19 protein-coding genes and 1 riboswitch are annotated in these 24,975 nt (G+C 38.2%); of the genes, 9 read left to right on the forward strand and 10 right to left on the reverse strand.

All coding sequences use genetic code 11. The annotated features are described in order from the left end of the window. Position 1 precedes the first annotated feature (1 nt). Both OZP11_RS24785 and OZP11_RS24790 read right to left on the reverse strand, forming a co-directional pair. A complete protein-coding gene (locus tag OZP11_RS24785; protein WP_281233171.1) occupies positions 2-2,425 on the reverse strand; it encodes an ABC transporter permease in 2,424 nt (807 codons plus the stop codon). Positions 2,426-2,429: 4 nt separating this feature from the next. Further along, the gene (locus OZP11_RS24790) at positions 2,430-3,140 is read right to left on the reverse strand and encodes an ABC transporter ATP-binding protein (RefSeq protein ID WP_281233172.1); all 711 of its coding nucleotides are present in this window, start codon (positions 3,138-3,140) and stop codon (positions 2,430-2,432) included. A 274-nt stretch (positions 3,141-3,414) separates the two neighbouring features. On the opposite strand from OZP11_RS24790, the gene OZP11_RS24795 reads away from it, so the two are divergent. The 8 genes from OZP11_RS24795 to OZP11_RS24830 all read left to right on the forward strand — a co-directional run bounded on the left by OZP11_RS24795 (position 3,415) and on the right by OZP11_RS24830 (position 14,902). Then, positions 3,415-4,764 carry a sigma-54-dependent transcriptional regulator gene (locus OZP11_RS24795; RefSeq protein ID WP_281233173.1) on the forward strand — a complete coding sequence of 450 codons (1,350 nt, stop codon included), beginning with the start codon at positions 3,415-3,417 and terminating at the stop codon, positions 4,762-4,764. Position 4,765: 1 nt separating this feature from the next. Next, positions 4,766-6,100 (forward strand): sensor histidine kinase, encoded by a 1,335-nt coding sequence (locus OZP11_RS24800; protein WP_281233174.1) that lies wholly within the window; start codon positions 4,766-4,768, stop codon positions 6,098-6,100. Positions 6,101-6,213: 113 nt separating this feature from the next. Next, a riboswitch (cobalamin riboswitch) is annotated at positions 6,214-6,415 on the forward strand. Between the two features lie 122 nt (positions 6,416-6,537). After that, positions 6,538-8,577 (forward strand): TonB-dependent receptor, encoded by a 2,040-nt coding sequence (locus tag OZP11_RS24805; RefSeq protein ID WP_281233175.1) that lies wholly within the window; start codon positions 6,538-6,540, stop codon positions 8,575-8,577. Then, positions 8,574-9,719 (forward strand): YncE family protein, encoded by a 1,146-nt coding sequence (locus OZP11_RS24810; RefSeq protein WP_281233176.1) that lies wholly within the window; start codon positions 8,574-8,576, stop codon positions 9,717-9,719. Before OZP11_RS24805 ends, OZP11_RS24810 begins: the two co-directional genes overlap by 4 nt. Positions 9,720-9,723: 4 nt before the next feature. Next, positions 9,724-11,007, forward strand: coding sequence for a cell surface protein (locus OZP11_RS24815; protein WP_281233177.1), 1,284 nt, complete (start codon positions 9,724-9,726; stop codon positions 11,005-11,007). A 217-nt stretch (positions 11,008-11,224) separates the two neighbouring features. Then, positions 11,225-12,466, forward strand: coding sequence for a hypothetical protein (locus tag OZP11_RS24820; protein ID WP_281233178.1), 1,242 nt, complete (start codon positions 11,225-11,227; stop codon positions 12,464-12,466). A 6-nt stretch (positions 12,467-12,472) separates the two neighbouring features. Next, positions 12,473-13,684, forward strand: a complete 1,212-nt coding sequence (locus OZP11_RS24825) for a hypothetical protein (RefSeq protein ID WP_281233179.1) — start codon at positions 12,473-12,475, stop codon at positions 13,682-13,684. Between the two features lie 273 nt (positions 13,685-13,957). After that, positions 13,958-14,902 carry a DUF4465 domain-containing protein gene (locus tag OZP11_RS24830; RefSeq protein ID WP_281233180.1) on the forward strand — a complete coding sequence of 315 codons (945 nt, stop codon included), beginning with the start codon at positions 13,958-13,960 and terminating at the stop codon, positions 14,900-14,902. A gap of 179 nt (positions 14,903-15,081) precedes the next feature. Here OZP11_RS24830 and OZP11_RS24835 read toward each other — a convergent pair whose 3' ends face one another. From OZP11_RS24835 to OZP11_RS24845, 3 genes are all read right to left on the reverse strand, one after another. Beyond that, entirely contained in the window at positions 15,082-16,092 is a 1,011-nt protein-coding gene (locus tag OZP11_RS24835) for a hypothetical protein (RefSeq protein ID WP_281233181.1), read from the reverse strand. 239 nt (positions 16,093-16,331) lie between these two features. Then, positions 16,332-17,006, reverse strand: coding sequence for a hypothetical protein (locus OZP11_RS24840; protein ID WP_281233182.1), 675 nt, complete (start codon positions 17,004-17,006; stop codon positions 16,332-16,334). Positions 17,007-17,083: 77 nt separating this feature from the next. Continuing rightward, positions 17,084-17,830 (reverse strand): SGBP N-terminal domain-containing protein, encoded by a 747-nt coding sequence (locus OZP11_RS24845; RefSeq protein ID WP_281233183.1) that lies wholly within the window; start codon positions 17,828-17,830, stop codon positions 17,084-17,086. On the opposite strand from OZP11_RS24845, the gene OZP11_RS24965 reads away from it, so the two are divergent. Continuing rightward, positions 17,778-17,891 carry a DUF1146 family protein gene (locus tag OZP11_RS24965; protein WP_488919216.1) on the forward strand — a complete coding sequence of 38 codons (114 nt, stop codon included), beginning with the start codon at positions 17,778-17,780 and terminating at the stop codon, positions 17,889-17,891. The genes OZP11_RS24845 and OZP11_RS24965 overlap by 53 nt on opposite strands. Here the strand turns inward: OZP11_RS24965 and OZP11_RS24850 are convergent. The 5 genes from OZP11_RS24850 to OZP11_RS24870 all read right to left on the reverse strand — a co-directional run bounded on the left by OZP11_RS24850 (position 17,846) and on the right by OZP11_RS24870 (position 24,923). Then, positions 17,846-18,646 carry an HmuY family protein gene (locus tag OZP11_RS24850; RefSeq protein WP_281233184.1) on the reverse strand — a complete coding sequence of 267 codons (801 nt, stop codon included), beginning with the start codon at positions 18,644-18,646 and terminating at the stop codon, positions 17,846-17,848. The genes OZP11_RS24965 and OZP11_RS24850 overlap by 46 nt on opposite strands. A gap of 11 nt (positions 18,647-18,657) precedes the next feature. Next, complete coding sequence (locus OZP11_RS24855) at positions 18,658-19,371, reverse strand: HmuY family protein (RefSeq protein WP_281233185.1); 714 nt, start codon at positions 19,369-19,371, stop codon at positions 18,658-18,660. Positions 19,372-19,400: 29 nt separating this feature from the next. Next, positions 19,401-21,785, reverse strand: coding sequence for a TonB-dependent receptor (locus OZP11_RS24860; RefSeq protein WP_281233186.1), 2,385 nt, complete (start codon positions 21,783-21,785; stop codon positions 19,401-19,403). 401 nt (positions 21,786-22,186) lie between these two features. Then, on the reverse strand, positions 22,187-24,463 hold the full coding sequence (locus tag OZP11_RS24865; protein WP_281233187.1) for a cation:proton antiporter domain-containing protein: 2,277 nt from the start codon (positions 24,461-24,463) through the stop codon (positions 22,187-22,189). Between the two features lie 298 nt (positions 24,464-24,761). After that, complete coding sequence (locus OZP11_RS24870; protein WP_281233188.1) at positions 24,762-24,923, reverse strand: hypothetical protein; 162 nt, start codon at positions 24,921-24,923, stop codon at positions 24,762-24,764. Positions 24,924-24,975 lie beyond the last annotated feature (52 nt).

A 24,975-nucleotide genomic window follows, 5' to 3' on the forward strand; every position in this document is an offset into this window, starting at 1 on the left:
CTTATTCGTATTTTAAGTATTGTAAAACATCAACTCGTGTTGCCTGATACGCTCTCGAAAGCACAACAGCAAGTGTTAAGAATAGTAATACGGCAAACCCCGTTAAAAACGGATAAACCGAAATTCCAACCCGGTACGAGAAATTCTCTAACCATTTGTTAAGTAAATAATAAGCAGGAAATAAAGCCATTACAAATCCGATCAGGCTGAAAAGCACATATTGTTTACAAAGCTCCTTCAATAAAACATTGGTTTCGGCACCCAGTGTTTTACGAATTGCGATTTCTTTCATACGTCTTTCGATAGAATACGAAGCCAGAGCAAATAATCCGATAAGGGCAATTACGATCACAATAACATTTAATAACGAAAACAAATTCTTCTGTTTCACATAATTATGATACGATTTCTTGTATTCCTTATCTACAAAATCATATTGAAAAGGATAATCAGCGTCTACTTTTTTAGACCACACATTTTCTATCGCAGCAATAGTCTCCCTCATCGCTGCAGGATCTGCTTTTACGTAAATATTGTTCAGCAGATTACTGAACCACTTTACGCTTTTAAAATGAAATATCGTAATAGGAGGGATGGCTTCGCCGGGATTTCCAATATTAAAATCTTTTACAACGCCTACAATAACCGCTTCTTTTCCGTCCCAGAATATTTTTTTTCCTATCGGATCTTTTTCCTTCATTAATTTTGCAGCTGTTTCGTTAATAATCATCGAGCTGATCGTATCCTGAGAATATTCAGGACTAAAAAAACGTCCCTTTGCCAGTTTGATCTGCATCATTTCCAGCACACCAAAATCAACCGGAACATTGTTTCCGTCTACGTTTATATCTTTATAATGATAGGAAATAACCGATTTTGCACCGATTCCCATAACAAAACCGCCTGCAGCCACTTCTTTTACACCTTTAACACGCAGTAATTCGTTTTTGATACTTTCGTATTTTTTCATTCGGTCCTGATCCGAAACTTTTTCACCATACACATTTCGATAAGAAATATTCATAATCTGGGTTCCGTTGAAACCCAATTTTTTCGAATTCATATAGTCAATCTGCTGATAAACAATATACGACCCGATAATAAAGAAAGAAGCCACCATGAACTGAAAAATCAGCATTCCGTTGCGAAGCCAGACACCGCTTTTACTGCGTGCAAAATTGCCTCGTAGTACTTTAAGCACTTCAAAATTCGACACATAAACGGCCGGAAATATTCCCGCTGCAATAACCGTTACAATAAATATAACCACCAGCTGCACATAAAACTGACTGCTTTGCAATACAAGATTTTTTTCTAAGAAAACATTGTAATACGGCAGCGAAAGTTCGACAATAACCAGCGATATTAAAATGGCGATAAGGGATATAATAGCGGTTTCAAAAATAAACTGCTGCAGAATATTGGTTCTGGAAGCGCCAATTACTTTGCGAACCCCGATTTCCTTAGCTCTTTTTACCGCATTTGCCGTAGCCGAATTTACATAATTGACAATAGAAAGGATAAGGATTAAAACCGATAAACCAACCATAATCAATAAAAGCTGATAATTTCCGTTGGTTTCAATTAAACCGCCTGTTTTGGTATGCAGACGAATGACTGATAAAGGCTCTAAATGCGGTTTTACCTCGCCGAATTTCAAAATAAACTCCTCCGGACTCATGCCCTGAAATTTAGCTCTCGGCAAAGTCATATTGGTATAATATATCTTTTTGAGTGTTTTAGCAACCCGGTCAGCATCAGAAGGATTTTTGAGTTTCAATAAAAGGACAAACTGAAAATTTCCCCATTGCTGAATCGTATTTTTGACGCGCTGGTCCATAAAATTCACCACACACGAAGGATTAAAAATCGATTTTTTGTCCAGTTTATAAACTCCTCGAACCACCAGCACCTTATTTTGCATTACGATTTTTTTGCCAAAAGCGCTTTCAGTTCCAAAAATCTGCTCTGCCAGATCCTGAGACAAACAAATGCTGTTTCCATCCGGTAAACCTGACTTTGCACTGCCTTCGATAAAATCATACGGAAAATATTCAAAGAAATTTGCCTGTGCCGAAAGTACTTTGTCCGACTGTATTTTTTTACCGTTAAAACGAATGATTTCATTTTCATAATTGCCATTTACGTAAGAAAATGATTCTACCTCCGGAGAAATTTCTTTTATGGCAGATCCAATCGGGGAGGAACTGGATGACCAATACGTAGTCGGGTCCATTTGGTTGGCAACCAGAAACACATTCTCCTTATTTGGGTTCCATTTGTCATAACTCTGTTCGTCGTTCCAGTATAAAATTGCGAAAATCAGACCCGCAATTCCAATGCTCAGTCCCAGAACATTTAAAGCTGTAAAAAGCTTGCTGTTTTTTATTTGAAAAATAAAAATGTTGATCCAGTTTTTCAGCATAACACTAGTTTTTAGAATTTACCAAAACATCCACATTTCTATGGTTTACTTTTTCAGAAAGAATCACGCCGTCTTTCATCAGTATGGTTTTCTGCGAAAAAGAAGCATCATAATCAGAGTGCGTTACCATTAAAATAGTCGCCCCGCCGGCATGAAGATCCGTTAGTAATTCCATAACTTCATTTCCGTTTTTACTGTCCAGATTTCCCGTTGGCTCATCAGCCAGAATAATTTTGGGGTTATTGATTAACGCACGCGCTACGGCAGCACGTTGCTGCTGACCGCCCGAAAGCTGCTGCGGATAATGTTTCAAACGATGCGAAATATTCAGGATCGAAGCTATTTCATTTACTTTTGCTTTTCTTTCAGAAGCCGGTATATTATTGTAAATCAACGGCAGTTCGATATTATCAAAAACTGATAACTCGTCGATAAGATTAAAATTCTGGAAAATAAATCCAATGTTTTCCTTTCTGGCTTTTGATTTTGCTTTCTCTTTTAACCCCGCCATTTCCTGATCGAGTAAAAGGTAGCTGCCTTCGGAGGCGCTGTCCAGAAGTCCTATGATATTTAATAAAGTAGATTTTCCGCTTCCGGATGGACCCATGATCGAAATAAAGTCACCCTGATTAATGGTTAACGAGATTTCGCTTAAGGCTCTGGTTTCTAATTCTTCAGTTCTGAATACTTTTGAAAGTTTGCTGATTGTAATCATAATTGACTGTTTTGATTTTTGATTGATTTTCTTTTAAAAATTTTTATTCCTTCTGAAGTAAAAGAAACCTGCCTGAAAATTAAGATAATTAACAATGCGATTTTTTGTTATTTTTACTTTCGAAAGGTGTTTATAATTAATGATTTACGGGGACTAATGTGATTTTTGTGCCAAAGATTTAAACCTCGTAACTGCCTTATTTTTAAAATTTTATTTTCAGGAGAAAATACAAACTGTCCATATTCGGACACCTTTCGTCCAAAACCGAACAAAAATGAAAAAGACAAACGCATCGATATTAATCATCGACGATCAGGAAGACATCCTTTTTGCATCAAAAGTGTACCTGAAAAAGTATTTTGAAACCATTTATACGCTCAATAATCCGAAAAATATTGTCGAATTATTAGCCAAAAATACAATTGATGTTGTTTTGCTGGACATGAATTACCGTATAGGTTTTGAAGACGGCAGGGAAGGTTTGTATCTGCTGAAGGAAATCAAAACACTTTCGCCTAAAACGGTTGTGATTTTAATGACGGCTTTTGGAAAAGTAGAAACAGCGGTTGAAGGTTTAAAATCAGGCGCTTTTGATTATATTTTGAAACCCTGGGAAAACACAAAACTTCTCGAATCTGTAAAGCAGGCAGTAGATAAAAGCCGTAAGGAACAAAAAAAGAATACGGAAACAGTGATTAAAGACGAGTTTTTTATTGGCAGTTCCGAAATCATAAAAAAAGCGTATTCGCTGGCCGATAAAGTAGCCAAAACCGATGCCAATGTGCTGATTTTGGGCGAAAACGGAACCGGGAAATTTGTTCTGGCACATCATATTTACGCACAATCCGAAAGAAAAAACCAGCCTTTTGTTGCGGTCGATTTAGGTTCTCTAAATTCGAATATTTTCGAAAGTGAATTGTTTGGTTATGCAAAAGGCGCTTTTACCGATGCGAAAAACGATACACCCGGACGTTTTGAAATGGCGCAGAACGGGACTATTTTTCTGGACGAAATTGGCAACGTACCGCTTCACCTTCAGTCTAAATTGCTGCAGGTTATCCAGACCAAAACCGTAACCCGTTTGGGCGAAACCAAAGCCAGACCATTGAACGTACGAATTATTACGGCAACCAACCTGAACCTTAAACTCGAAGCAGCCGATAAAAATTTCAGGGAAGATTTGTATTACCGAATCAATACCATGGAAATCGTACTGCCGCCATTAAGGGAACGAATGGAAGATAAAATGCCGTTAGCTGAATATTTGCTGGATAAAATGATCGAAAAGTACGGCAGGGACGAAATCAAATTTGATAAAAAAGTACCCGAACAAATCGAGAAACATGCCTGGAACGGAAACATCCGCGAAATGGAAAATAAGATCGAACGGGCCGTTATTCTTTGTGAAAACAATACCATTACAGTTTCTGATTTAGATCTGGACATTATAACACCTTATGAAGAAAATCAAGATGACATCCAGCTTTCATCTGTCGAAAAAGCGGCGGTTGAAAAAGCACTTCTAAAAAACAACAACAATATCAGTAAAACAGCCGAAGATCTTGGGCTTTCAAGAGGTTCTTTGTATAGACGCCTTGAGAAATATAATATCAATGTAAATTAAGATGTTTAAAACGTTACAAACCTACAAACTGTTGTTTCTGCGATTGTTATTCATCGTGGGCGCTATTGAACTTTCGATTTATTTCTTTAAAATCAATTTGTTATTTACAGGAATATTTGGCTGCTGCATGGTTTTTCTGCTCATTCGCGAAATGTATTTTTATGTCCGCAATTTTGTGCTCATTTACGATAAAACGATTGCTTCGATATTACAGAATGATTTTAGTTCCGATTTTTCAAAACACAAATTCAATAAAGACTGCAATGATTTGTTTGTACTGTATGAAACGCTCAAAAACAAGGATAACGAACAGGTTTCTAAAGACATTATTTACCGCTCAATTTTAAACAATATCGAAACAGGCGTTGTTATTCTGCAAAAACAGGAAACCGACTGGAATATCTTTTTAATGAATGAATATTTTTCGGATCATTTTAATGTTCCGAAGGTTTCAAAATGGAAATATCTTAAAAACCAGCTGCCGTCTTTGTGTGAGATTATCGAAAAAGATAATTTTAATGAAATCAAAACAGCAATTGAAATCAGTATCAACGAACAAAACAGGCAGACTTTTGTTCTGCAGGCTTCAAGAACCGAAATTTTCGGGAAAGAATATTTCATTATTTTATTGGATTCGATTCAAAATGTGGTAGAGAAAAAAGAAAAAGATGCCTGGATTAATCTGATGAAAGTCATTTCGCATGAACTACTCAATTCGATTACACCCATTCGTTCCATCTGCCAGAATCTGCAGGATTTGGTAGAACAGGATTCACTTTCGGCGGAAGATCTGGAAGATATTAAAAACAGCGTTGGAACCATGCTGAGACGAAGCGACCATCTGCAAAAATTTGTTGAAGGTTATCGCAAACTGGCTATGCTGCCTTCGCCTAAAAAAGAAAAAACAGAATTACAGGATTTGGTTTCAAACTGCCTTCAAGTCATGAATCCGCTCCTGCGAAAAGCAAATATTGAAGTTGTAAATGCCATATCAAATAAACTCTGGATTCAGGCAGATTCACAGCAGGCTGAGCAGGTTTTAATAAATCTACTCACAAACTCGATTAATGCGCTTGAAAACACAAACGAAAAACAAATTATAATTTCGGCGGAAGCCAGAGAAAACCGTACTTTCATTAAAATAAAAGATAACGGAAAAGGTATCGAAAAAGAAATCGAAGACAAGATTTTCCTTCCTTTTTTCACAACAAGAAACGAAGGCGCGGGGATAGGACTCACTTTGTCTAAAAACATTATCGAAGCGCACGGCGGTTATATTTCGCATAAAAATGAAAGCGGAAAAACGGTTTTTGAGATTTGTTTTATTGAAATGTAATTTTTTGTTTTCTTCTTTTGTAAAGCCTTGTAAACCCGTACAAGCTGCTTTAGCCTCATTATTAAATTTCCAAAAAAACAAGTTTTATCTTGCAGACGAGATATATGCGTTATATCTTTACCCTTGATTTTGGTCTGTTTTTTCTTCAGAAAAAATAGTTAAAAGGGAATCAGGTGTAAATCCTGAACAGACCCGCTACTGTAAGTTCTATCCAAAGTCTTTAAACAGTACTAATGCCATTGTGCGCCGTGGCGCATGAGAAGGCCGTTTAAAGATGGAACAAGTCAGGAGACTTGCCACGATCACATAGTTTAAAACTTTCGTGGTATGAAGTTGATGACAAGATTATAACCTGCCGGATTCTGGCGGGCTTACTTCTATGTTTTTGTAAAAACTGCATTCACTGAAAGTTATTTAATAATTAGTGATGTAAAGTTTTGAAGAAAACCCTTTTAGCTGTTTGTATCGTATTTATTCCTTTTTTACTTCATTCGCAGGCAGTAACAGATAGTTCGCGTGTTTTAAAAGAAGTTATTCTAAAAGGGAAACCGTATCAGGAAGTAATTCCGGTGCAAAGCCTTTCGGGCGTTCTGCTCGAAAATCTGGCAAGTCATAATGTGGCCGATGCGCTGCGTTATTTTGCCGGAACTCAAATCAAAGATTACGGTGGCTTGGGCGGACTCAAAACGGTGGACGTTCGGAATATGGGAACGCATCATGTGGGTGTTTTTTACGATGGAATCCAATTGGGAAACGCCCAGAACGGAGTAACCGATTTAGGAAAATATTCTCTTGACGATATGGAAGCGCTTACGATGTACAACGGTCAAAAGAGCGAAATTTTTCAATCTGCTAAGGATTTTGCTTCCGCTTCGGCTATTTATATGAGAACCAAACGTCCGGTTTTCATCGGAACAAAAAAATCAAACTTACGGGTTCGTTACAAAACCATGTCGATTGATTATCATGATCCTTCTTTTAGATGGGAACAAAAACTGAGCGACAAAGTCAGTATGAGTGTCAGCTCAGAATACATAAAATCAAACGGAGAATATAAATTTAGGTACAAGCGAAAAAATCAGGACGGTACCACTGCTTATGATACCACGGCAACCAGATGGAACAGCGATATTGAAGCCCTTCGCTTTGAGTCCGGCGTATACGGAAAAATAAACAAAGGAACCTGGGACGCCAAAGTGTATTATTATGATTCCGAAAGAGGAGCGCCGGGAGCTATTGTTGAGAATAAATTCCGTGACGGGTTTCGACAGTTTGATAAGAATTTCTTTGGTCAGGCCTATTTGACAAAAGATGTTTCAGACAAATATAAATTTCAGGTAAAAGGAAAATTCGCCTACGATTACACGCATTATATCGCCAGAGATACGACCAGTATTTTAGGCGAAACAGTAACCGAAGGAGCACAGTCTGATGACAGTTATTACCAGCAGGAAGTCTATTTTTCTGCCGTAAATATGTACAGCATTTTACCAGCCTGGGATGTCTCGTTGTCAACCGATTTTCAATACAATAAACTAAATGCCTCAAGAAGAGGAATTCAGACGCAGTTTTCTTTTCCGCAGCGTTATACGGCTTTGGTTTCTCTGGCAAGTTCGTACCGGTATGAAGGTTTTAAAGTTCTCGGAAACCTTCTCGCAACCCGCGTAATCGAAGAGGTAAAATACAATGCCAAAGCACCCAATAAAACCGAATTTACTCCTGCTTTATTCCTTGGCTATACGCCCTTTAAAAAATACGATTTCAACTTAAGGGCTTTTGCCAAACGTATTTTCAGAATGCCCACTTTCAACGATTTGTATTATACAATGGTTGGTTCAAGCACTTTGAGACCCGAATATATGAACCAGTACGATGTAGGTTTTACTTATAATATTCCAACAGGGAAATATTTTCTGGACAAATTTTCTATTCAGGCTGATGCCTATTATACCAACACCAAAGACAAAATTGTCGCGGCGCCAACGGGGAATTTATTCCGCTGGATGATGACCAATATGGGACAGGTAAAAGGAAAAGGAATCGAAACAGTTGTGAATATGGGAACGCATATCGACAAAGTAAATCTTTCTGCTAACCTGACGTATACTTATTCTGAAAGCCGTGATTTTACAAAATTTGTTGGTTTAGAATTGTCTTCATACGGTGATCAGATTCCGTATACACCCTGGCACAGCGGTTCGGGAATTTTAAATGCCGGTTACGAATCGTGGAATTTCAATTACAGTTTTATCTATGTGGGGAAACGCTATAACGGAAACGTTAACAATATCAAGGTAAACGAAGTACAGCCGTGGTATACGCATGATCTGGCGGTGCAGAAATCGTTTGCCTTCAGCAAATTCAAACTCAACGGAACGATCGAAGTAAACAACGCTTTTAATCAGAACTACGAGGTTATTTACAATTATCCAATGCCAGGCAGAACTTTCAAATTTATAATCAGTATCGAGTTATGAAAAGGAATATTATAAAAATAGTTTTTGGTTTTGCTGTTGCAGTTTCTTTCGTTTCATGCCGGGAAGACGAGATGGTTTTTCTTTCTTCGGATGTAAATGTGGCCGCGCCGAGAAGTGACGGAAATATTGAAGGTTTTTACCTTTTGAACGAAGGCAATATGGGCATGAACCGCGCCAGTATAGACGTTTTTAGTTATCGGACAGGAAATTACACCTCCGATGTGTACTCAGAACGTAACCCGAATGTGGTAAAAGAACTGGGCGATGTGGGCAATGACATTCAGATTTACGGAAACAAAGTCTACGCAGTAATTAATGTTTCGAATAAAGTAGAAGTGCTCGAAAAATGGACGGCAAAGCGCATTAAAAAAATTGATATTCCAAACTGCCGCTACGTAGCTTTTTATAAAGACAAAGCTTATGTGAGTTCGTATGCCGGACCGGTAGCGATTGATCCGAATGCTGAAATTGGTTTTGTTGCCGAAATTGATACGACTTCATTAGAAATAAAAAGAAAAGTAACCGTTGGGTATCAGCCGGAACAAATGGTTGTGCATAACGGAAAGCTCTACGTTGCAAATTCCGGAGGTTATCGCGTTCCAAATTACGACAGGACAATTTCGGTTATTGATTTGGAAACGTTTACAGAAATTAAAAAGATAGACGTGGGCATCAATCTGTACAGCATGGAGATTGACAGCCGCGGTGATATTTATGTGAGTTCCAGAGGTGATTATTACAATACACCTTCGAACCTGTTTGTAATTGACACGAAAACCGACGAGAAAAAAATGCAGCTCGATCTTCCGGTTCTGGGAATGTGTCTGGTTGATGATCTGCTCTATTATTACAGTGTTTCATGGAGTTACATAACCAACAAAAATGAAATTACTTACGGAATTCTGGATACACGAACGAAGAAAATAATCAGCGATAAAATCATTACAGACGGCACCGATAAAAAAATCATGATTCCGTACGGCCTTCAGGTCAATCCCGAAACCAAAGAAATCTATATAACCGATGCGCAGAATTATGTCGTAACGGGTTATATCTATTGTTTTACACCCGAAGGAAAACTGAAATGGCGAACAACTGCCGGTAACATTCCTGCGCACATTGCTTTTATAACTAAAAACTAAATATATGAAGAAACGATTTTTAAAATATTCCCAATTGGTCTTGTTCGCTTTTTTGGCGATTGCACTGGTCAATTGTTCAGGCGGCGATGATAGTCCGGAAACGGGTGGCGGCGAAACAGAAGATAATGTATATAAAACACAGCGATTTGTGATTCTGACCCTGAGCCCGAAAATTTCGGCCGGTGCAGATGCGGTTTACAGCTGGTCGGTTGAAAGTGTTTCATCTGAAAATTATGCTTTGACCAATCTGTCTTCAAAAGAAGCTTTGTTTGTGGCTGCAACCGAAGGAACGTACAAATTCAAAGTGGTTATTACAGATAAAGGAACTTCGGAGACAGAAGAAATTACGGTTTCTGTTTCGGCGGAAGCCAAAGAACTAAAAAGTTATATCTCGAAGGTTATTGAATTTAAACCTGCTCCGGGACAATTTGTAAATGATCTTCCGGTGGCAAATGACGGTGATAGTGCCGACAGGGTTTTGTCGAGAACGAATATGTATCTGGCTAAGAAAAATGCCGATATGATTTCGCTTGGTGCATTTGGCGGTTATGTGGTTTTTGGTTTTGACCACAGTATTGTCAATATCAAAGGAAAAAGAGATTTCAGGGTTTTGGGTAATGCTTTTTGGGCAGAAGCGAACCCGAATCCAGATGCCGAAATGCGCGGCGGAAGCAGTGAAGCCGGCGTGATTATGGTTTCATACGATAAAAACAAAAACGGACTTCCGGATGATGAATGGTATGAAATTGAAGGTGCAGGACACAATATGGAAAAAACGATCCGCAATTACGAAATAACCTATTTCCGACCTGATCCTAATAAAGTTCCGGTTCCGGGAGGCGGGACAGGAACAGTTATTTTTACGGATCTGGAATATATCTACTGGAAAGACAATCAGGGAAAAGACGGCTATCTGGTACAAAACAATGCCTATAATCATTCACTGGAGTATTGGCCAAAATGGCTGAAAGATCAGGAATCAATCACCTTTAAAGGCACACGATTACCGGATAATGCAGTAGACGAAAGCGGTAACGGAAGTTATTTTGTGCAGTACGCTTTTTTATACGGTTATGCCGATAATGCACCAAACAGCGATGACGATTCGGCGATCGATATTGACTGGGCAATTGACAAAGACGGGAATAAAGTAAAGCTTCCGGCTGTTGATTTTGTAAAAGTCTACAATGGTCTGAATCAGCAGGCGGGCTGGCTGGGCGAAACCTCTACCGAAATTATGGGTGCTGTTGATTTGCATCTGCTGGGAGAAAATATCCCGACTCGCTAGGTTTTCAGTCGCAGTCGCGGTTTTCAGTAGATACCGCTTATATGACCTGACAAGTTTCGGTTAACCAAGACTTAAAATTTACTTATATGACTTATATGGTTTAGAGAAAATTAGTTTATAGTCACAGTCACAGTTTTCAGTTAACGCAAGACTTAAATTTCATATCACTTATATGGTTTACAAACAAAGTATCAAATCCAATTATTACATACAAATTATGAAAAAAAGTGTTACCCATTTTTTATTGCTGGCATTGGCGGTTATAGCAGCCGGATGCAGCAATGATAATGACAAATCTGATGAAAATGCAAATGGAATTGCCATTACGCTTCAGGAAAAATATGAAACCGCCACATTTACGGTTTTGGATATTACCCCGTCTGATGCCGGTGCAAATGCCAAATACGAGTGGAAGATGACCAAAAATCCCATTAACCAGACTACAGATTCTATTGTTGGCAGTACCAAAGATTTGCGTTTTACTGCTATTTACGCCGGATCGTATGAATTTGTACTGAATGTTGCGGCGGGCGATAAAACAGGCAGTAAAAAAACTACTGTAACGGTTACCAATGAAACTTCAAATTATAACCCTTACATCACCAGCATTTTTGATTTTGATCCGGCTCCGGGAATGTTTGCCAACGATTTGTACAAAGACGGATTTTCGAAAGAGGATGTGATGCAGCTTGCTCTGGGCCGAATCGATAAAACAAGTGTGGGATATCCGCTGGATCTGGGAGGATTTGGAGGTTCAATAGTTGTTGGTTTTGATCATACGGTGGTGAACGTTCCGGGAACCGAAGATTTCAGGATTTATGGAGGAGATGTATCGAATCCGACCGGAGCAAAAGGAAATCCGCCTGCGCCGGGATTAATTTACGTGGCTTACGACAAAAATAAAAACGGAAAACCGGATGATGACGAATGGTATGAAATTATAGGAAGCCAGCACACGAAAGAAACTACAATTAAAAACTTTAAGGTTACTTATTATAAAAAAGGAGCAGATGAACCTTTGGTAACTTCAAGTGCTCTTTTTCTGGATTTTGAGCATGTGTACTGCGAGAACAATCAGGACGAAAAGTATTATCTGGCAAGACCAAAAGGCAGAAAAGAATTTTATCCTTTATGGGCCGCTCAAACAACAGTTAGTTACGAAGGCACTAAACTGGATGTAGATTTTAAAACAGCACGCGCCAACCAGACTACTTTGTGGTATTCGACACCGCCGGAATGGGGTTATGCCAATGCCATAAATCCGGATATTGATATTGACTGGGCAATGGATAAGAACGGAAATAAAGCGAATCTTCCGGGAATCGATTTTATAAAAGTAGTCAACTGTGTAAGCGAGCCAATGGGACTCTGCCAGCAGCAATCTTCAATGGCAGCTGTATTTGCAGGGGCGGGAGATTTACATTTATTGAAAAAATATAATTTAAAAAGAGCAAATTAAACAATCATGAAAAAGTATTTAAAATATAGTTTGTTTCTAATGGCTTTGGTTTGTTTTAATGCCTGCAGCAATGACGATTCTAAGCCGGAAGAAGTTACAGAAGAAGTAAAAGATCCGGCAATTGAGATAAAATTAGCTTCGGGTTTTGAAACAGAACAATATAATGTAATAGAAATAGCACCTGAAGTTGCGATCGAAAACGGTAAAGAAAAAAAGACAACTTATAAATGGTCAGTTAAAGTTTCGGGAACTGATGGAGCTGTTAAGGATTCGATTATCGGCGAAAGCCAGAACTTATTATTTATTGCGTCTAAAGCGGCAGAATATACTTTAGATTTTACGGTTACGGTTGATAAAGTGGTAAAACAGGCTTCGACTAAAGTGGCAGTAGGTTCAACAGGTAAAACCTACGAGCGAAAAGCATTAACGATTGTGGATTATATGCCGGCTCCGGGGCATAATTTAGAGAGTTTTACTTCAAAACAAGAAGCTTTAGAAATGCTTCAGGAAAATTTTAAATATGGAGGTTCTGCTTCTTTAGGAACATTTGGAGGCTATATCGTAATGGCTTTTGACCATACGGTTCTGAATGTTTACGGTAAACGTGACTTTACCGTTCAGATGTCTACCGGAAATTCTACTGTAAAGTATTCTCCTGTAAGTATTATGGCAGCGTATGATGCAAATAAAAACGGAAAAGCCGATGCGGATGAATGGTACGAAATAGCAGGAAGCGAATACCATAAATCAACAACGGTTAAAAATTATGAAATTACGTATCGCAGGCCAAATCCTGATGCAAGTCCGACAGCAGGAGAAGCAGCGTGGCAGTATGATACGGCTTATCTTCCGTGGACGGATAATAAAAACGGATCTGGCAGTATTACAAGAACAAATAACGGAAGATGGAATACTTATTATCCGGAATGGATAACGGATACTTATACGCTGAAAGGAACAAAAATAGCAATACAGGTAAAAGATGTAAGTGATGGCGCGGGTACTGCTTTTAATGTTGGCACTTTTGAATGGGGTTACGGCGGTATCAAAGATCCTTCGATTGATATTAGCTGGGCTGTAGACAAAGACGGCAAAAAAGTGCATCTGCCGGGAATTGATTTTGTAAAAGTGTATGTACCGACTTTTGCTGCCTTGGGTGCCAGAGATTTGCTGACAAGTATTTTTGAGGAAGTATCGGACTTAAATTTTGCAGAATAAAATACGTTTTTTATGCCCGTGCATTTCGAGAATTGTTAACTAAAATCCCGTGGAGCGAAATTAGAAAAAATACATTTTAACACATAGAAACATTCCCGATAACTATCGGGATTGTGTCGAAAAAAGGGAGTAAAAAAACAAGTTTTACACATAGTTAAGCTATGTGCATTTAAATTAGTGAAGCGCCTTTTACGTTTAGTGAGCTATGTTTCTATATTAAAAATTATGCCCAACGGTTTAACCAAGAATATTAATCCCAAAACTTTATAAATTATGAAAAAAGCAGTTTATTTTTTGACATTAGGTTTAATGTTAGGCTTTTCGTCGTGTAATAACGATGATGATGTTTTAACAAATGAGAGTTCAAATTCGGTAGTATCGGGTTCTTCTAAAACCGCTAAAATTGCCGTTACAGATCCGGCTGTTGGAACCACAACCACTCTGAATCTGACAAATGCTTTATTGGCCAGCGGTATTTCAACAACAGGAGGAAAGTACTGGGAGAATACGTATGTATCGAACACGAATCTTTCGGTAGATATCTTTACTTTTTCGCATTCGGCAACCTCTGCAGGATATAATTACTGGGATGGGTTTATTGTTTCAAATGTAAATGATATTACCAATTACGGCTCTGCGGGTTCAGGCGGATCAAACAACTGGGTGGCACATCAGTGGGGTGCTATGGCAGGAAGCGGTTTTGGAACTTCTACAACCATAACTCCGGGCAAACCTGGCACAACGGGAGATCCTTACATCGTAGCGTACTGGTCTAGTTATTTAGATCCGGCAGCGCCAGAGGGAAGCACTTTTACTGAGGCTGGTTTTTCGAACTGGATTAAAATTGGAAATACGGGACTTTATCAGGTTAAAGGTTTAAAAATCAACATTCACCCGTGGCCGTATTATGGTTGTTTATACGGAGATGGATTTGCAAGGGCTTTTGTTTCCGGTGATCATTTCGAATTATTAATTTACGGAGTGACTTCAAGCGGAGTTGTTACAGCACCAATTACACATTCTCTGGCTAATTATACAGGATCTTCTTTGGTTATGCCAACAGGCTGGATAAATGTCAATACCGGCAGTCTGGCAAGTTTAGGAAATGTGAAGTATTTGATTTTTCAAATGGCTTCTACAGATTCTGATCTGACTTACGGAATGAATACCGCTGCTTATTTTTGTTTAGATAAGCTTTCGGTGCTTAGAGTTAATTAAGGTGCAGAGCAGTAAAGCTACTAAGCTTCTAAGGTTTTCCTTCGAAGTGCAGAGATATAGCTGCAAAGTTATGGTAACCGATTATTATAAAAAAAGAGCCGTTTTTTGACGGCTCTTTGGTTTTATATTTCTGGTGTTATTATTGGAAAATAGAATAACATAATATGTGCTGAATAATTTTACTCTACTGTTACAGGATACGTAAGGTTAGAGGTTGCGTCTTCTCTTGTGAAACGCATTCTTTCGTAGGTTCCTGCCGGAGTTCCTGCCGGAATTCTTAATACGGCTCTGTATTTGGTAAGGCTTACGATTTCTAACGGATAAACCACAGAAGGGTCATTGTTGCTGTAAATAGATACCGATTGTAATAAATCCAGTAAAGAACCTCTTACTTCAATCGTTTCTCCTGCTTTTTTAGTGGCTGGGAAACCGTATTTTTCTGTTTTATAGAAATCAGGCTCAGCAGCTTCAATTTTAAATCTTTCTTCAACATTTGCATTCTGCAGGGTATAAGCTCCGTTTTTAATACGAAGATCGTACAGACCTACCGGTAAATTTTCAGGAAGAAAATAGTATACACCATAGTTAAGGTAAGGAGCAGCGCCAATTCCGGTACCCACATAAACCGTTTCTGCTGCGTATTCTTTTTGATCTGATGCAGCAACCAGAATTACCTGAGTATCTTTCAGGCTCAGCCATAAATTGTCTATTTCGCCATCAAGCCCGCTGTTTACCACTTTTTGCAATTGTCCTTTGTATAAAAAGTCACTGCCGGCATACGACCATGCTTTTGGTTCTCTTTGTCTGAAATCGATTTTAAGGGTGTATTTTTTTGTTGTACCTGCTTTAGAAGTCACAATAAATTCGGTACCGTCTTTAAAAGGAACTTCTGCACCGGATGCCGGACTAATTGCGGCTTCCTGACCCAGAATAATCTCAGGTTTTACAGTTTCAGGCAGTTCCATATAATTACTCCATGTAATAACCAGATTGTTTTCTGTAATGGCGGCGCTAATCGGATTATTTTCTTTGTCTTTAACAATAAAAGATTCAATCTGCGTGTATCCCGGAACTTTTATTACATCGCCCGGAATCTCATTCACTTTATCGACATATTCGGTATCACAAGAAAAAAACAGTACCGATAAGAAAAGTACTGCAACCGTATAAAAATTGGTTGTTTTATTCATGATTCTATGGTTATTTAATTTTTAATTGATTTTATTTATTAGTTTTGTCGCTTAGTAAGCGCAATGTATTTTTTAAAATGCCTGTCTTATTAACACAAACGGTAATTTATAAAGCCGTTTTCTTATTCATGGGGTAATGATCTGAATATAGAATTTTGCAGCCGATCGCCGGCCAGCTTTTGCTGCAGCTTCTTTTTATTCATTTCTTAATCCCATGTTCTTTTTTTATTAGTTAATAATTATTTTACCTGCGTCCAGTTATAGTTGATCACACTGTTTGAAGTACCAGGAGTAATTCCTGTAACTTTAACCAAATACGCTTCTGTAGCTGTAGAAGGGCTTGTATTTGATTGTGAGTTTGTACCTTGTGTTGTTTTCCAGATTACGATCGCTCTTGATGGAGTCATAACGTGAGTAGTGATGTTATAAGCGTAATATCCAAGTCCGTAGTTTGAACCAGAGATAGTTCCGTTATATCCTAATACATTATAAGGATCAGTTGGAGCAGTACCAATGTTTGCAGCTGATGCATTTTTAACCAAAATGTTTGCATTCCAGTCATCCCATCCGGCACAAACCTGCGTTAAAGCAATTGTACCCACATACCATCTGTCAGTATTGTTAACAGGACGGATAGAACCTCCGTAGATACCTTCCCATTGTACGTTTACACCACCAATTGTTGCTGCAGCTGGTGTCCAGTTTGTGTACGTTGATGATGGTTCAGCTGTTTTTGTAACTGTTACGCTTGTTGTAGTAACTGTACATAAAGCAGCCGCTTTTTTAGTGCTTGCATTAACTGTTTCTTCTTTAGCTGCCGCTGTTCCTTGTACATCAGAAGATTGATCGTCGTTGCTGCAAGAAGTAAGTGAAAGAGCAGCCAATGTAATAATTGAAAAGATTATTTTTTTCATAATATATGATTTATTTGGGTTAATTGGCTTTTTCACATTACCGCCTGAGTCAAAGACAGGCATTTTTTATTTAAAAATTAGTCGGTTATCCTGAAAGGATGTTCCATTTTTTTGGACATATTGTAGCTTTCGATCATGAACCAGTAATCAGTATCCGGTTGTAAAGTCAGCGGGTTTTCGGCTGAATTTCCAAACACATACATCGCATAATAACTCGCAATATTTAATCCGTCGTTATATTGTTTTAGCTGCCATTTTTTATTTCCCTGAGCATCTACCACGAAAAGTTTTGTTATCTCATAAGAAGGCATAATATTTTCTCCTTCAATGGTAACAGGACTGCTTGCACTGACAGCAAATTCAGGGGTTCCGTCTGATATTTCTTTTAAAGTTAATGCTGCCTGCTGAATCACTACATTAACGGTATAAACTGCCGTAGTCCCGTCTGCCGCTTTTGTGGTATACGTAATAGGAGTTTCTGAGAAAACAGGAATCAATTCAGTTGCAGCAGGAGTAATAGTCGTTTTTTCAGGAAGTGCTATCGCTACTTCAAGATGCTGATATTCGTAATAAGCAGGCAGATAAACCGTAATCTTTTTTTCGAGGTTATTAACCGCGCTGTAAATCGCCTGACTTTCTCCCGGATTCATTACGCGGAAAGAAATAATTCGTCTGGCATCCAGCTCAGTTATAACTTCTGTAGTTGGATCTCCTTTTACATCTGTCCATCTGTCTTCTTCACTGCTGCAAGAAGTTAAGAAACCGGACAGTATAAAAGCGGTAAAAAACAAAGGTGCTTTTAAAATATTGATTTTAGTATTCATTAGTATTTGGATTGGTTATTTAATTTCAAATTTTGTGCTTCCGGCTGGTACCAGAACGTAATCAAAACTGTAATACATATGCGGTGTATCTTTAAACCATTGGGCAGGATCGTAAACATCTTTGTAAACAGATCTCATTTTAATTTTGGCATAATTACCATTTGCTGTTTTAACGATAACGGTTCTTGCCGGAATTACAGTACCATTTTTAGTGGTAAGAGAAGCACCAAGAGCATACGCCACGTGTGCTTTTTCAGGACTTCCGTCGCCTACGACATCACCGCCAAAATCGTATAAGTACCAGCCGGTGCCGCTTCCAAAAGAACCCGCATCGTCTGTACCCACTACATCGATGCCAGTTTTGAATTGGCTGTCGGCTGGAATATCAATTACTTCTTCAAAAGGTTTTGCCACAATGGTAATACCACCCACACCGCTTGCCTGATACCCGTTGTTCTGACTGTTGCTTCCGTTATTTCCGGATAAGAAACTCGCGTAAAGCCCGCCAAAAGCCAAATCCCATTTACGGGTCTTTTTGTACGATCCGTCCATCGCTTTATTTTCTTCAAGGCTGTAATACAAAGTAGCAGAAGGTGCTGTCGGGTTATCATCAGAAGTACTTCCCTGATAGTTTTTTACACTTGTAAGTTTATAAAATAAAGGATTGGCAGGAATCTCAATATCCGGATCGCCGGGGTCCTGGTTATCATCAGCTTTACTGTCATCAGATGAACAGGCTGTAAGTAACGTGGTAAATAAAAATACAGTTAAAATGCTTTTTGACAGATTGACTGCAAGGGCTTTAAATTTTTTCATGATTATACTAATTATTTTGTGCTTAGATTTTTACTTCCGTCTTGTTGTACATAATACCTAAAGGTAAAGTACGGCGCAGGCCAGTTCAAATCGGTTACAGCAGGCGGATTCCCTTTGTAAGCGTTTAAAAGTTCCAGTTTAGCGTATTTCCCGTTTGGAAGCCTAATGGCATACGTGCGATCCGGAATGGCCTGCATAATATGCGTGTTAAGGCTGTAATAGAACCATCCGGCAGAACTGGCAGAAGATGCCCATCCAATTTTAGTAACATCGCTGTTATTAAAAGTTTCATCAGAAGGAGCCTGATCTACATTTCTGTACGCTTCGCTGATTAAAACTACAGACGTATTTTCGGCAGGTCCTTCATAACCCGGATTGTACTGATATTTGGCATTGTTTACAAAAACCTCGCTGTTGTACGGTCCTGTAAAAGCAATATCCCAGTCTTTTGTTTTCATATACTGCAATGAATCTGCTTTGGTATGCAGCCATATTTGTTTTTGATCGCTGAAACGAAAAAGAAACGTATGAAAACCTCTTTGTTCTTTTCCGTTAGTGCCGTCACCCATAGACGCTCCTGTATCTCCGGCAAGATCTGATATTACCGTACTTTTTCCGTCTACAAGCGATGTATTGTTATCCTCTTCATTACTGCTGCAGGCCGTAAAGCTTATAGAAGCGATTACGAACAGCAGCTTGTGCCATTTTTTAAGTGTTGTTATCATTTAAGGAATGTTTAATGTTTGTTATTTAGTTATTGATTTTTGAAAAAGCGATAGCTGATGCCTCCCAGAATGATTCTTCCGGGTTGTCCGGGCATGAGAGGATCTGTATAATTAAAAATATTGTCTGCTGTAATTCTAATGCTCAGATGATCCTTAAAAAGACGTTTTTCGATACTTGCATTCGTAAGCCAGTAATCCTGAACAAAAATGTCGTATTTATCGATGAACTGATTTCCGTTTCGGTCGCCAAAAGGATATTTTCCTCTAAAATTAACCCTCAAATTTGCACTTAGGTTCCAGGGCTCGTATTTGTAAAAAATGGAAGCATTTGCCATATGGCGGGAACGGTTTTCAATTCCCCAGTAATCAGACGGACGCGGTTTGTATGAATTTCCGGTTTTTGGATCGTGAATATTTTGGCTGTAAGGCCATTTACCCGACTGAATACTGTCTTTTATGCTTAAATCTTTGGCAATCAAGTACTGATAACCGGCACTGATTTCAAGATTTTTAAGCGGACTTAGTTTTAAAGCCAGTTCAAATCCTTTGTTTACCGCTTCCGGTAGATTCTGATACGTATAAATAATCTGGTTATTGGTTCCTGTTGCAACCTGTATACTGTTGATTTGGTTCGAAATTTTATGGTAAAAACCGTTTATTTCTGTTTTGATTTTCTTTGAAGGTTCAAAAACAACTCCGGCGTTATACGAAGTACTTTTTTCGGCTTCCAGTTTTCCGGCAGTCTGATTCAGAACATATTGTCTGATTTCGCTGATTTGTCCGTCGTTCTGTAATTGCTGTAAAGTCGAAGCCAGAACAGCATTACCCACCACCATATAATTGCTGCTGGCATTGTAGAAAACAAGATAGTTTGTTTTGAAATCAGGCGCTTTAAAACCGCTTCCTAATCCTGCTTTTAAAGTGAATTTGGGAGTTATAAAATACTGAAGCCCAAGACTCGGATTTATTCTGCCGCCAAAGTTATTCGTGTAATCATATCGCAGACCGCCGACAGCTTTTAATTTCTCAAAAGGCGTCCATTCGCCCTGAACATACGAGAAGAATGTTTTTAATGAATTTACTCCAGTCAGAGCATCATCGTTCATATTTTCCAGACTTCCGCCGATGCCTCCCACAAGCTGATACGAATTGTTGCTGCTGAAAGAAAACTGCTGTTCAACCCGATGCAGTGTTTGTTTAAAAACATCCTGACTCACCGAACTGCTGCTTTGCTGCCACGCCACATTCATATCGGCATTGTAATTCGTGAGGTAATATCTTGTAATACTTCTTAATTTGCTGCTGAAACGATGATCAAAAGAAACCGAAAGATTAATATCCTGCTCGTCCTGATTATCACCGGAAATATGTCCCAGACCAAAATCCTTCTGCATAAACGAACGGCGAAGACCATAACGCCCGCTGAAGGCAAGAAAACTGTTATCTGCCACCTGATAACGCGTTCGTCCCTGTAAGCTGTAATTGTCGTAGGGTGGAGAAGTGGTGCCTTTAATGTATTTTGAGTTGGTATTAAAACCATCTGTTCTGTAGTAATTAGCTGCAAGATTTGCTGTTCCTTTGTTTTGAAGATAAGGTGTTTCACCTTCTAAAGTAGCATCGATAATATGTAATGAACCGTAATTTAAAGAAGCCTGCATCTGCGGATCAATGACGCCGTGTCTGGTAATAATATTGATAGTTCCGCCAAGAGCTTCGCTTCCGTAAAGGCTGGAAGATGCCCCTTTAATAATTTCAATGCGTTCTATATTTGAGACACTGATTCGGGAAAGGTCGAAGTTACCGTTGTTTCTTCCCACCATAGGCTGACCGTCTATGAGCACCATAATATATTCACTGCCAAAACCCTGCATCTGAACACCAACTGATCTGGCCCCGCCGCCAATATTGTTTACAATAGCGATTCCGGTTTGTTCCTTTAAAACTTCATCCAGTCTGCGGCTTCCCATAAGTTCAATCGTTTTGCGGTCAATAACCGTTACCGGCATGGCGCTGTATTGTGCATTTACGAGGTTTTCGGGATTGCTTTTTGTTTTATTACCCATTACACTTACTTCGTTAAGGTCAATTCCGGCTTCCATTTCTATACGAATTGGTTTCAGAGTTTCTCCGTTTAAAGTAATCTGTTGTATGTAATCTTTAAATCCCATTGTACTCACTCGAATCGTATAAGTTCCATTAGATAATCCTGAAAATGAAAAATAGCCGCTGCCGGAGGTCACAGCCGATTTACCAGCAGGTTCCAGCACAATTGCAGCATGAGGCAGAGGTTTTCCTGAATGATAAATTTCACCGCTTATAGTATTGCTGTTTTGTGCTTTTATAAAACTGCTTAAGAGCACGAAACTTGTAATAAATATTCTCTTTAATTGACCTTGTGGGCTTGTATTTTTCATTTGTTTTTTATCCAGTTGTCTGATTGTTAAGAATTACTTAATTCCAATTCTTATTTAGACTCGGTAAAAATAATAATTTAATACTTACTAATAGTATTTTTTTTACAGAATTGTTAAAAAAACATCTTTTGAAGAAAATAAAAACTTAATGTACTATTTGAAGTATTGGTATTTTAATTGTTTATTTTCAAATATTTAAGGTTATTTTGTTTTTCTGTATGTTAATATTTATTAAGAAAATTTTAACACAAAATTCATGATAATTGTCAGTTGGGAAATGAATAATACTTTGAGATGATAAATCATTTTATAAATGTGAAATTTATCTAAATCTTTGTTTGTTAAAAGAAAAAACGCCTCCCCGAAGGAAGGCGTTTCAATAATCTGAAAATTGTTTTCAATTAATCATCAGAAAGTATCAATGTAGAAGGAATATTGGTTAACCAGGTACTTTTGGTATCCATAAGATGTTTCCATCCGTCGATCGTGATAAGCATTAGATTCTGCTGATCCAAAAACTCTTTTTCGACAGCGCATTCTTTCTTTAATGTAAGCTGATTTGGCGCCGCCTGTTCCATAAGCCTGATTTTTTCTTTGGTATCCAAATCGGTCATGATTTTTCCTTCAACGTCAAGAATTACGATTCGGGCATCAAGGTTCTGGATAAATTTTTGAACATAATTCTGAATCATATCCCAGTCTCTGGCTCCAAAAAGTGGAATAAAAATAGTCGAAATATCGGTTAAATCTTTATCAATTAAAATACCAACCGGAATCTGCGATTTAGCGATAATCTGTCTTGTACCATCATCAAAGGGTGCTGATTCTAATATATTTTCTTTTCCTGTAACGGTATTAATGATGGTTTCAGGATTGATGATACGGGTTGTAAAACCTAATACTCTTCCCAGTAAACTTCCCTGATAAATAGATTGTCCAAGACCAATCAATAATAAATCATGTTTGCTTTTGTTGGCAACATTTACAATTTCGTTGTCAATATCGGCAGAAGCCTTAAACATAGTGGTAATATTTCTGTTTAAAGCAACAGATTCTTCAATGACATCTTTGAATCTTTCCGTTTCATAGGTGTCTGTATTGTAATGATGCAATTCTTCTGTAGGCAGAAAGTGCATCGCTGTTATTTCAGAGCTTTCAGCTCTTTTATTGGTAAGTCCGTCTGCTACTTTTAATAAGGCTCTTCCGGATTCCGGTCTGTCGAATGATAACAGAATTCTGTATTTGTTTTTCAGAATAATATCTTCTTCAGATTCTTCTTTACTGGATCTGAAAATCCAGTTAATTAAATCCAGCGTAGGCCCTGTCATAAAAGTGGTGGCAAGTGCCATAATTACCATCATAGAGAACAATTCAGGGCTTAAAACACCTAAGTCGTATCCAATATTCAGGGCAACTAATTCGGTTAAACCTCTGGTGTTCATTAAGGCACCAATAGACAAACTGTCTTTCCAGCTCTGACCCACAAATTTAGCGGCCAGTGTACTGCTCAAAAATTTACCTGCAACGGCTACCAAAAAGATAACTCCTGCAATTTTCCATAAATAAGGTTCGTTGAGTAAACCAATTTGTGTTCTTAATCCCGTAAATACGAAGAACAGCGGTAATAAAAGCACCAAAGCAACGTCTTCTACTTTTTCGATAAACAGGTTTCTGAATCGGATATTTTCAGGCATAATCGCACCGGCAATAAACGCTCCGAATAAGGCATGGATTCCGATAATTTCTGTCAGGTAAGATGAAACGACAAGAGTTAAGAAAAAGATGGCTACGATAGGTTTGCTTAATTTTTCGCTTGTGGCGTATAAATCCCCGATTCTTTTAAGGAACGGGCGAACCACTTTTATCATCAGGAATACATATCCTAATGCCAGAAGAACGGTGTAAATTGCGCTTCCAAAAGAACCTGCCTTTACAATTGCAATTACAACGGCAAGAATACACCAGGCTGTAATATCATCTGCTGCAGCACAAGTAATTACAATAGTTCCCAGTCTTGTTTTATGAATACCGCGTTCCTGTACAATTCTGGCTAATACAGGAAAAGCAGTAATACTCATGGCAATTCCGGCAAATAGACCAAAAGATGTAAACTGCACATCGGCTGGGGCAAATTCATCGTATATGAAGTAGGCAAGCCCCATCCCTAAAACAAATGGAATGATGATGCTGGCGTGGCTGATTACAACGGCGTCATGGGCTTTGTTTCTTAAAATTTTCATATCGATCTCCATACCTACAATGTACATAAAGAGAATCAGACCAATCTGGCTTAAGAACTGAAGGTTTCCAAGTGATTCGGTTGGAAATAAAACTGCTGAAAATTCCGGAAGGTACATTCCAACAAGAGAAGGTCCCATTACGATTCCGGCAATCATTTCACCAATCACGGCGGGTTGTTTTATTTTGATACAAATCCATCCAAAGATTCTGGCAACAAAAATAATTGTTACGATTTGTGCTAATAAAAGTGCTAAAGGGTGGTGTAGGTTTTTGATTAAAGAGTCAAGAAATTCAGCCCACTGGCTTTTATCTGAAGTTGGGATTTTAAGATTTCGTCCGGTTTCAAGTTTTACTCCCATTAAAATAATCCAATACATCAGGATAGAGAATCCTCCAATAATACCGACGTAAAAAATACTGTTTCTAAATTTTTTCATTTTGCTAATTTTTTCTCTCTTCATGCCTTGATTTTTTTATTTTAAAGAATAAAAAATGGGCATTTTAAAGAGATAAGTTTATAAAATCTGAGCAATTTTATAACAAAATAGCTGGACGCCAAACAGCAGCTGTTTAATTTTGTAATAACCTAGAAAAAATTTGTAATGAAAAAAAATAGTCTCGAATTTTTGTACAAAATTCGATAGGATTACGGAAGAATTTTAAAAACTGGCGGTCAAAAAAAAATCCCAATACATGGGATTTGAAATTGTGCAGGGATAACATCTGATTATTGTTTTAATCCAGATCTTTTGAAACCCTGAGCGAATCTGCATGATAAAGTGATGCTTCTCGTTCTTCTCGTCTATAATCTTCGTCGTCACAATGCTCGGCACAACTGTAACTCAACAGTGAAATTAAAAATGCAATGATTGCAATTCTGAGGGTAAGGATTTTCATGGGGTATTGGTTTTTTTGTGAGATATTTATTTCAGGTGAAAATAAAATTGTT

The organism is Flavobacterium gelatinilyticum (genome assembly GCF_027111295.1).
Taxonomy (GTDB): Bacteria; Bacteroidota; Bacteroidia; order Flavobacteriales; family Flavobacteriaceae; genus Flavobacterium; species Flavobacterium gelatinilyticum.

What these genes read in the sequence shown, in the direction of transcription:
- OZP11_RS24860 (WP_281233186.1), bottom strand. Translation starts at nt 21,785, where the DNA reads ATGAAAAATACAAGCCCACAAGGTCAATTAAAGAGAATATTTATTACA.
- OZP11_RS24795 (WP_281233173.1), top strand. Translation starts at nt 3,415, where the DNA reads ATGAAAAAGACAAACGCATCGATATTAATCATCGACGATCAGGAAGAC.
- OZP11_RS24845 (WP_281233183.1), bottom strand. Translation starts at nt 17,830, where the DNA reads ATGAATACTAAAATCAATATTTTAAAAGCACCTTTGTTTTTTACCGCT.
- OZP11_RS24800 (WP_281233174.1), top strand. Translation starts at nt 4,766, where the DNA reads ATGTTTAAAACGTTACAAACCTACAAACTGTTGTTTCTGCGATTGTTA.
- OZP11_RS24840 (WP_281233182.1), bottom strand. Translation starts at nt 17,006, where the DNA reads ATGAAAAAAATAATCTTTTCAATTATTACATTGGCTGCTCTTTCACTT.
- OZP11_RS24865 (WP_281233187.1), bottom strand. Translation starts at nt 24,463, where the DNA reads ATGAAAAAATTTAGAAACAGTATTTTTTACGTCGGTATTATTGGAGGA.
- OZP11_RS24850 (WP_281233184.1), bottom strand. Translation starts at nt 18,646, where the DNA reads ATGAAAAAATTTAAAGCCCTTGCAGTCAATCTGTCAAAAAGCATTTTA.
- OZP11_RS24790 (WP_281233172.1), bottom strand. Translation starts at nt 3,140, where the DNA reads ATGATTACAATCAGCAAACTTTCAAAAGTATTCAGAACTGAAGAATTA.
- OZP11_RS24835 (WP_281233181.1), bottom strand. Translation starts at nt 16,092, where the DNA reads ATGAATAAAACAACCAATTTTTATACGGTTGCAGTACTTTTCTTATCG.
- OZP11_RS24870 (WP_281233188.1), bottom strand. Translation starts at nt 24,923, where the DNA reads ATGAAAATCCTTACCCTCAGAATTGCAATCATTGCATTTTTAATTTCA.
- OZP11_RS24820 (WP_281233178.1), top strand. Translation starts at nt 11,225, where the DNA reads ATGAAAAAAAGTGTTACCCATTTTTTATTGCTGGCATTGGCGGTTATA.
- OZP11_RS24815 (WP_281233177.1), top strand. Translation starts at nt 9,724, where the DNA reads ATGAAGAAACGATTTTTAAAATATTCCCAATTGGTCTTGTTCGCTTTT.
- OZP11_RS24855 (WP_281233185.1), bottom strand. Translation starts at nt 19,371, where the DNA reads ATGATAACAACACTTAAAAAATGGCACAAGCTGCTGTTCGTAATCGCT.
- OZP11_RS24785 (WP_281233171.1), bottom strand. Translation starts at nt 2,425, where the DNA reads ATGCTGAAAAACTGGATCAACATTTTTATTTTTCAAATAAAAAACAGC.
- OZP11_RS24810 (WP_281233176.1), top strand. Translation starts at nt 8,574, where the DNA reads ATGAAAAGGAATATTATAAAAATAGTTTTTGGTTTTGCTGTTGCAGTT.
- OZP11_RS24830 (WP_281233180.1), top strand. Translation starts at nt 13,958, where the DNA reads ATGAAAAAAGCAGTTTATTTTTTGACATTAGGTTTAATGTTAGGCTTT.
- OZP11_RS24825 (WP_281233179.1), top strand. Translation starts at nt 12,473, where the DNA reads ATGAAAAAGTATTTAAAATATAGTTTGTTTCTAATGGCTTTGGTTTGT.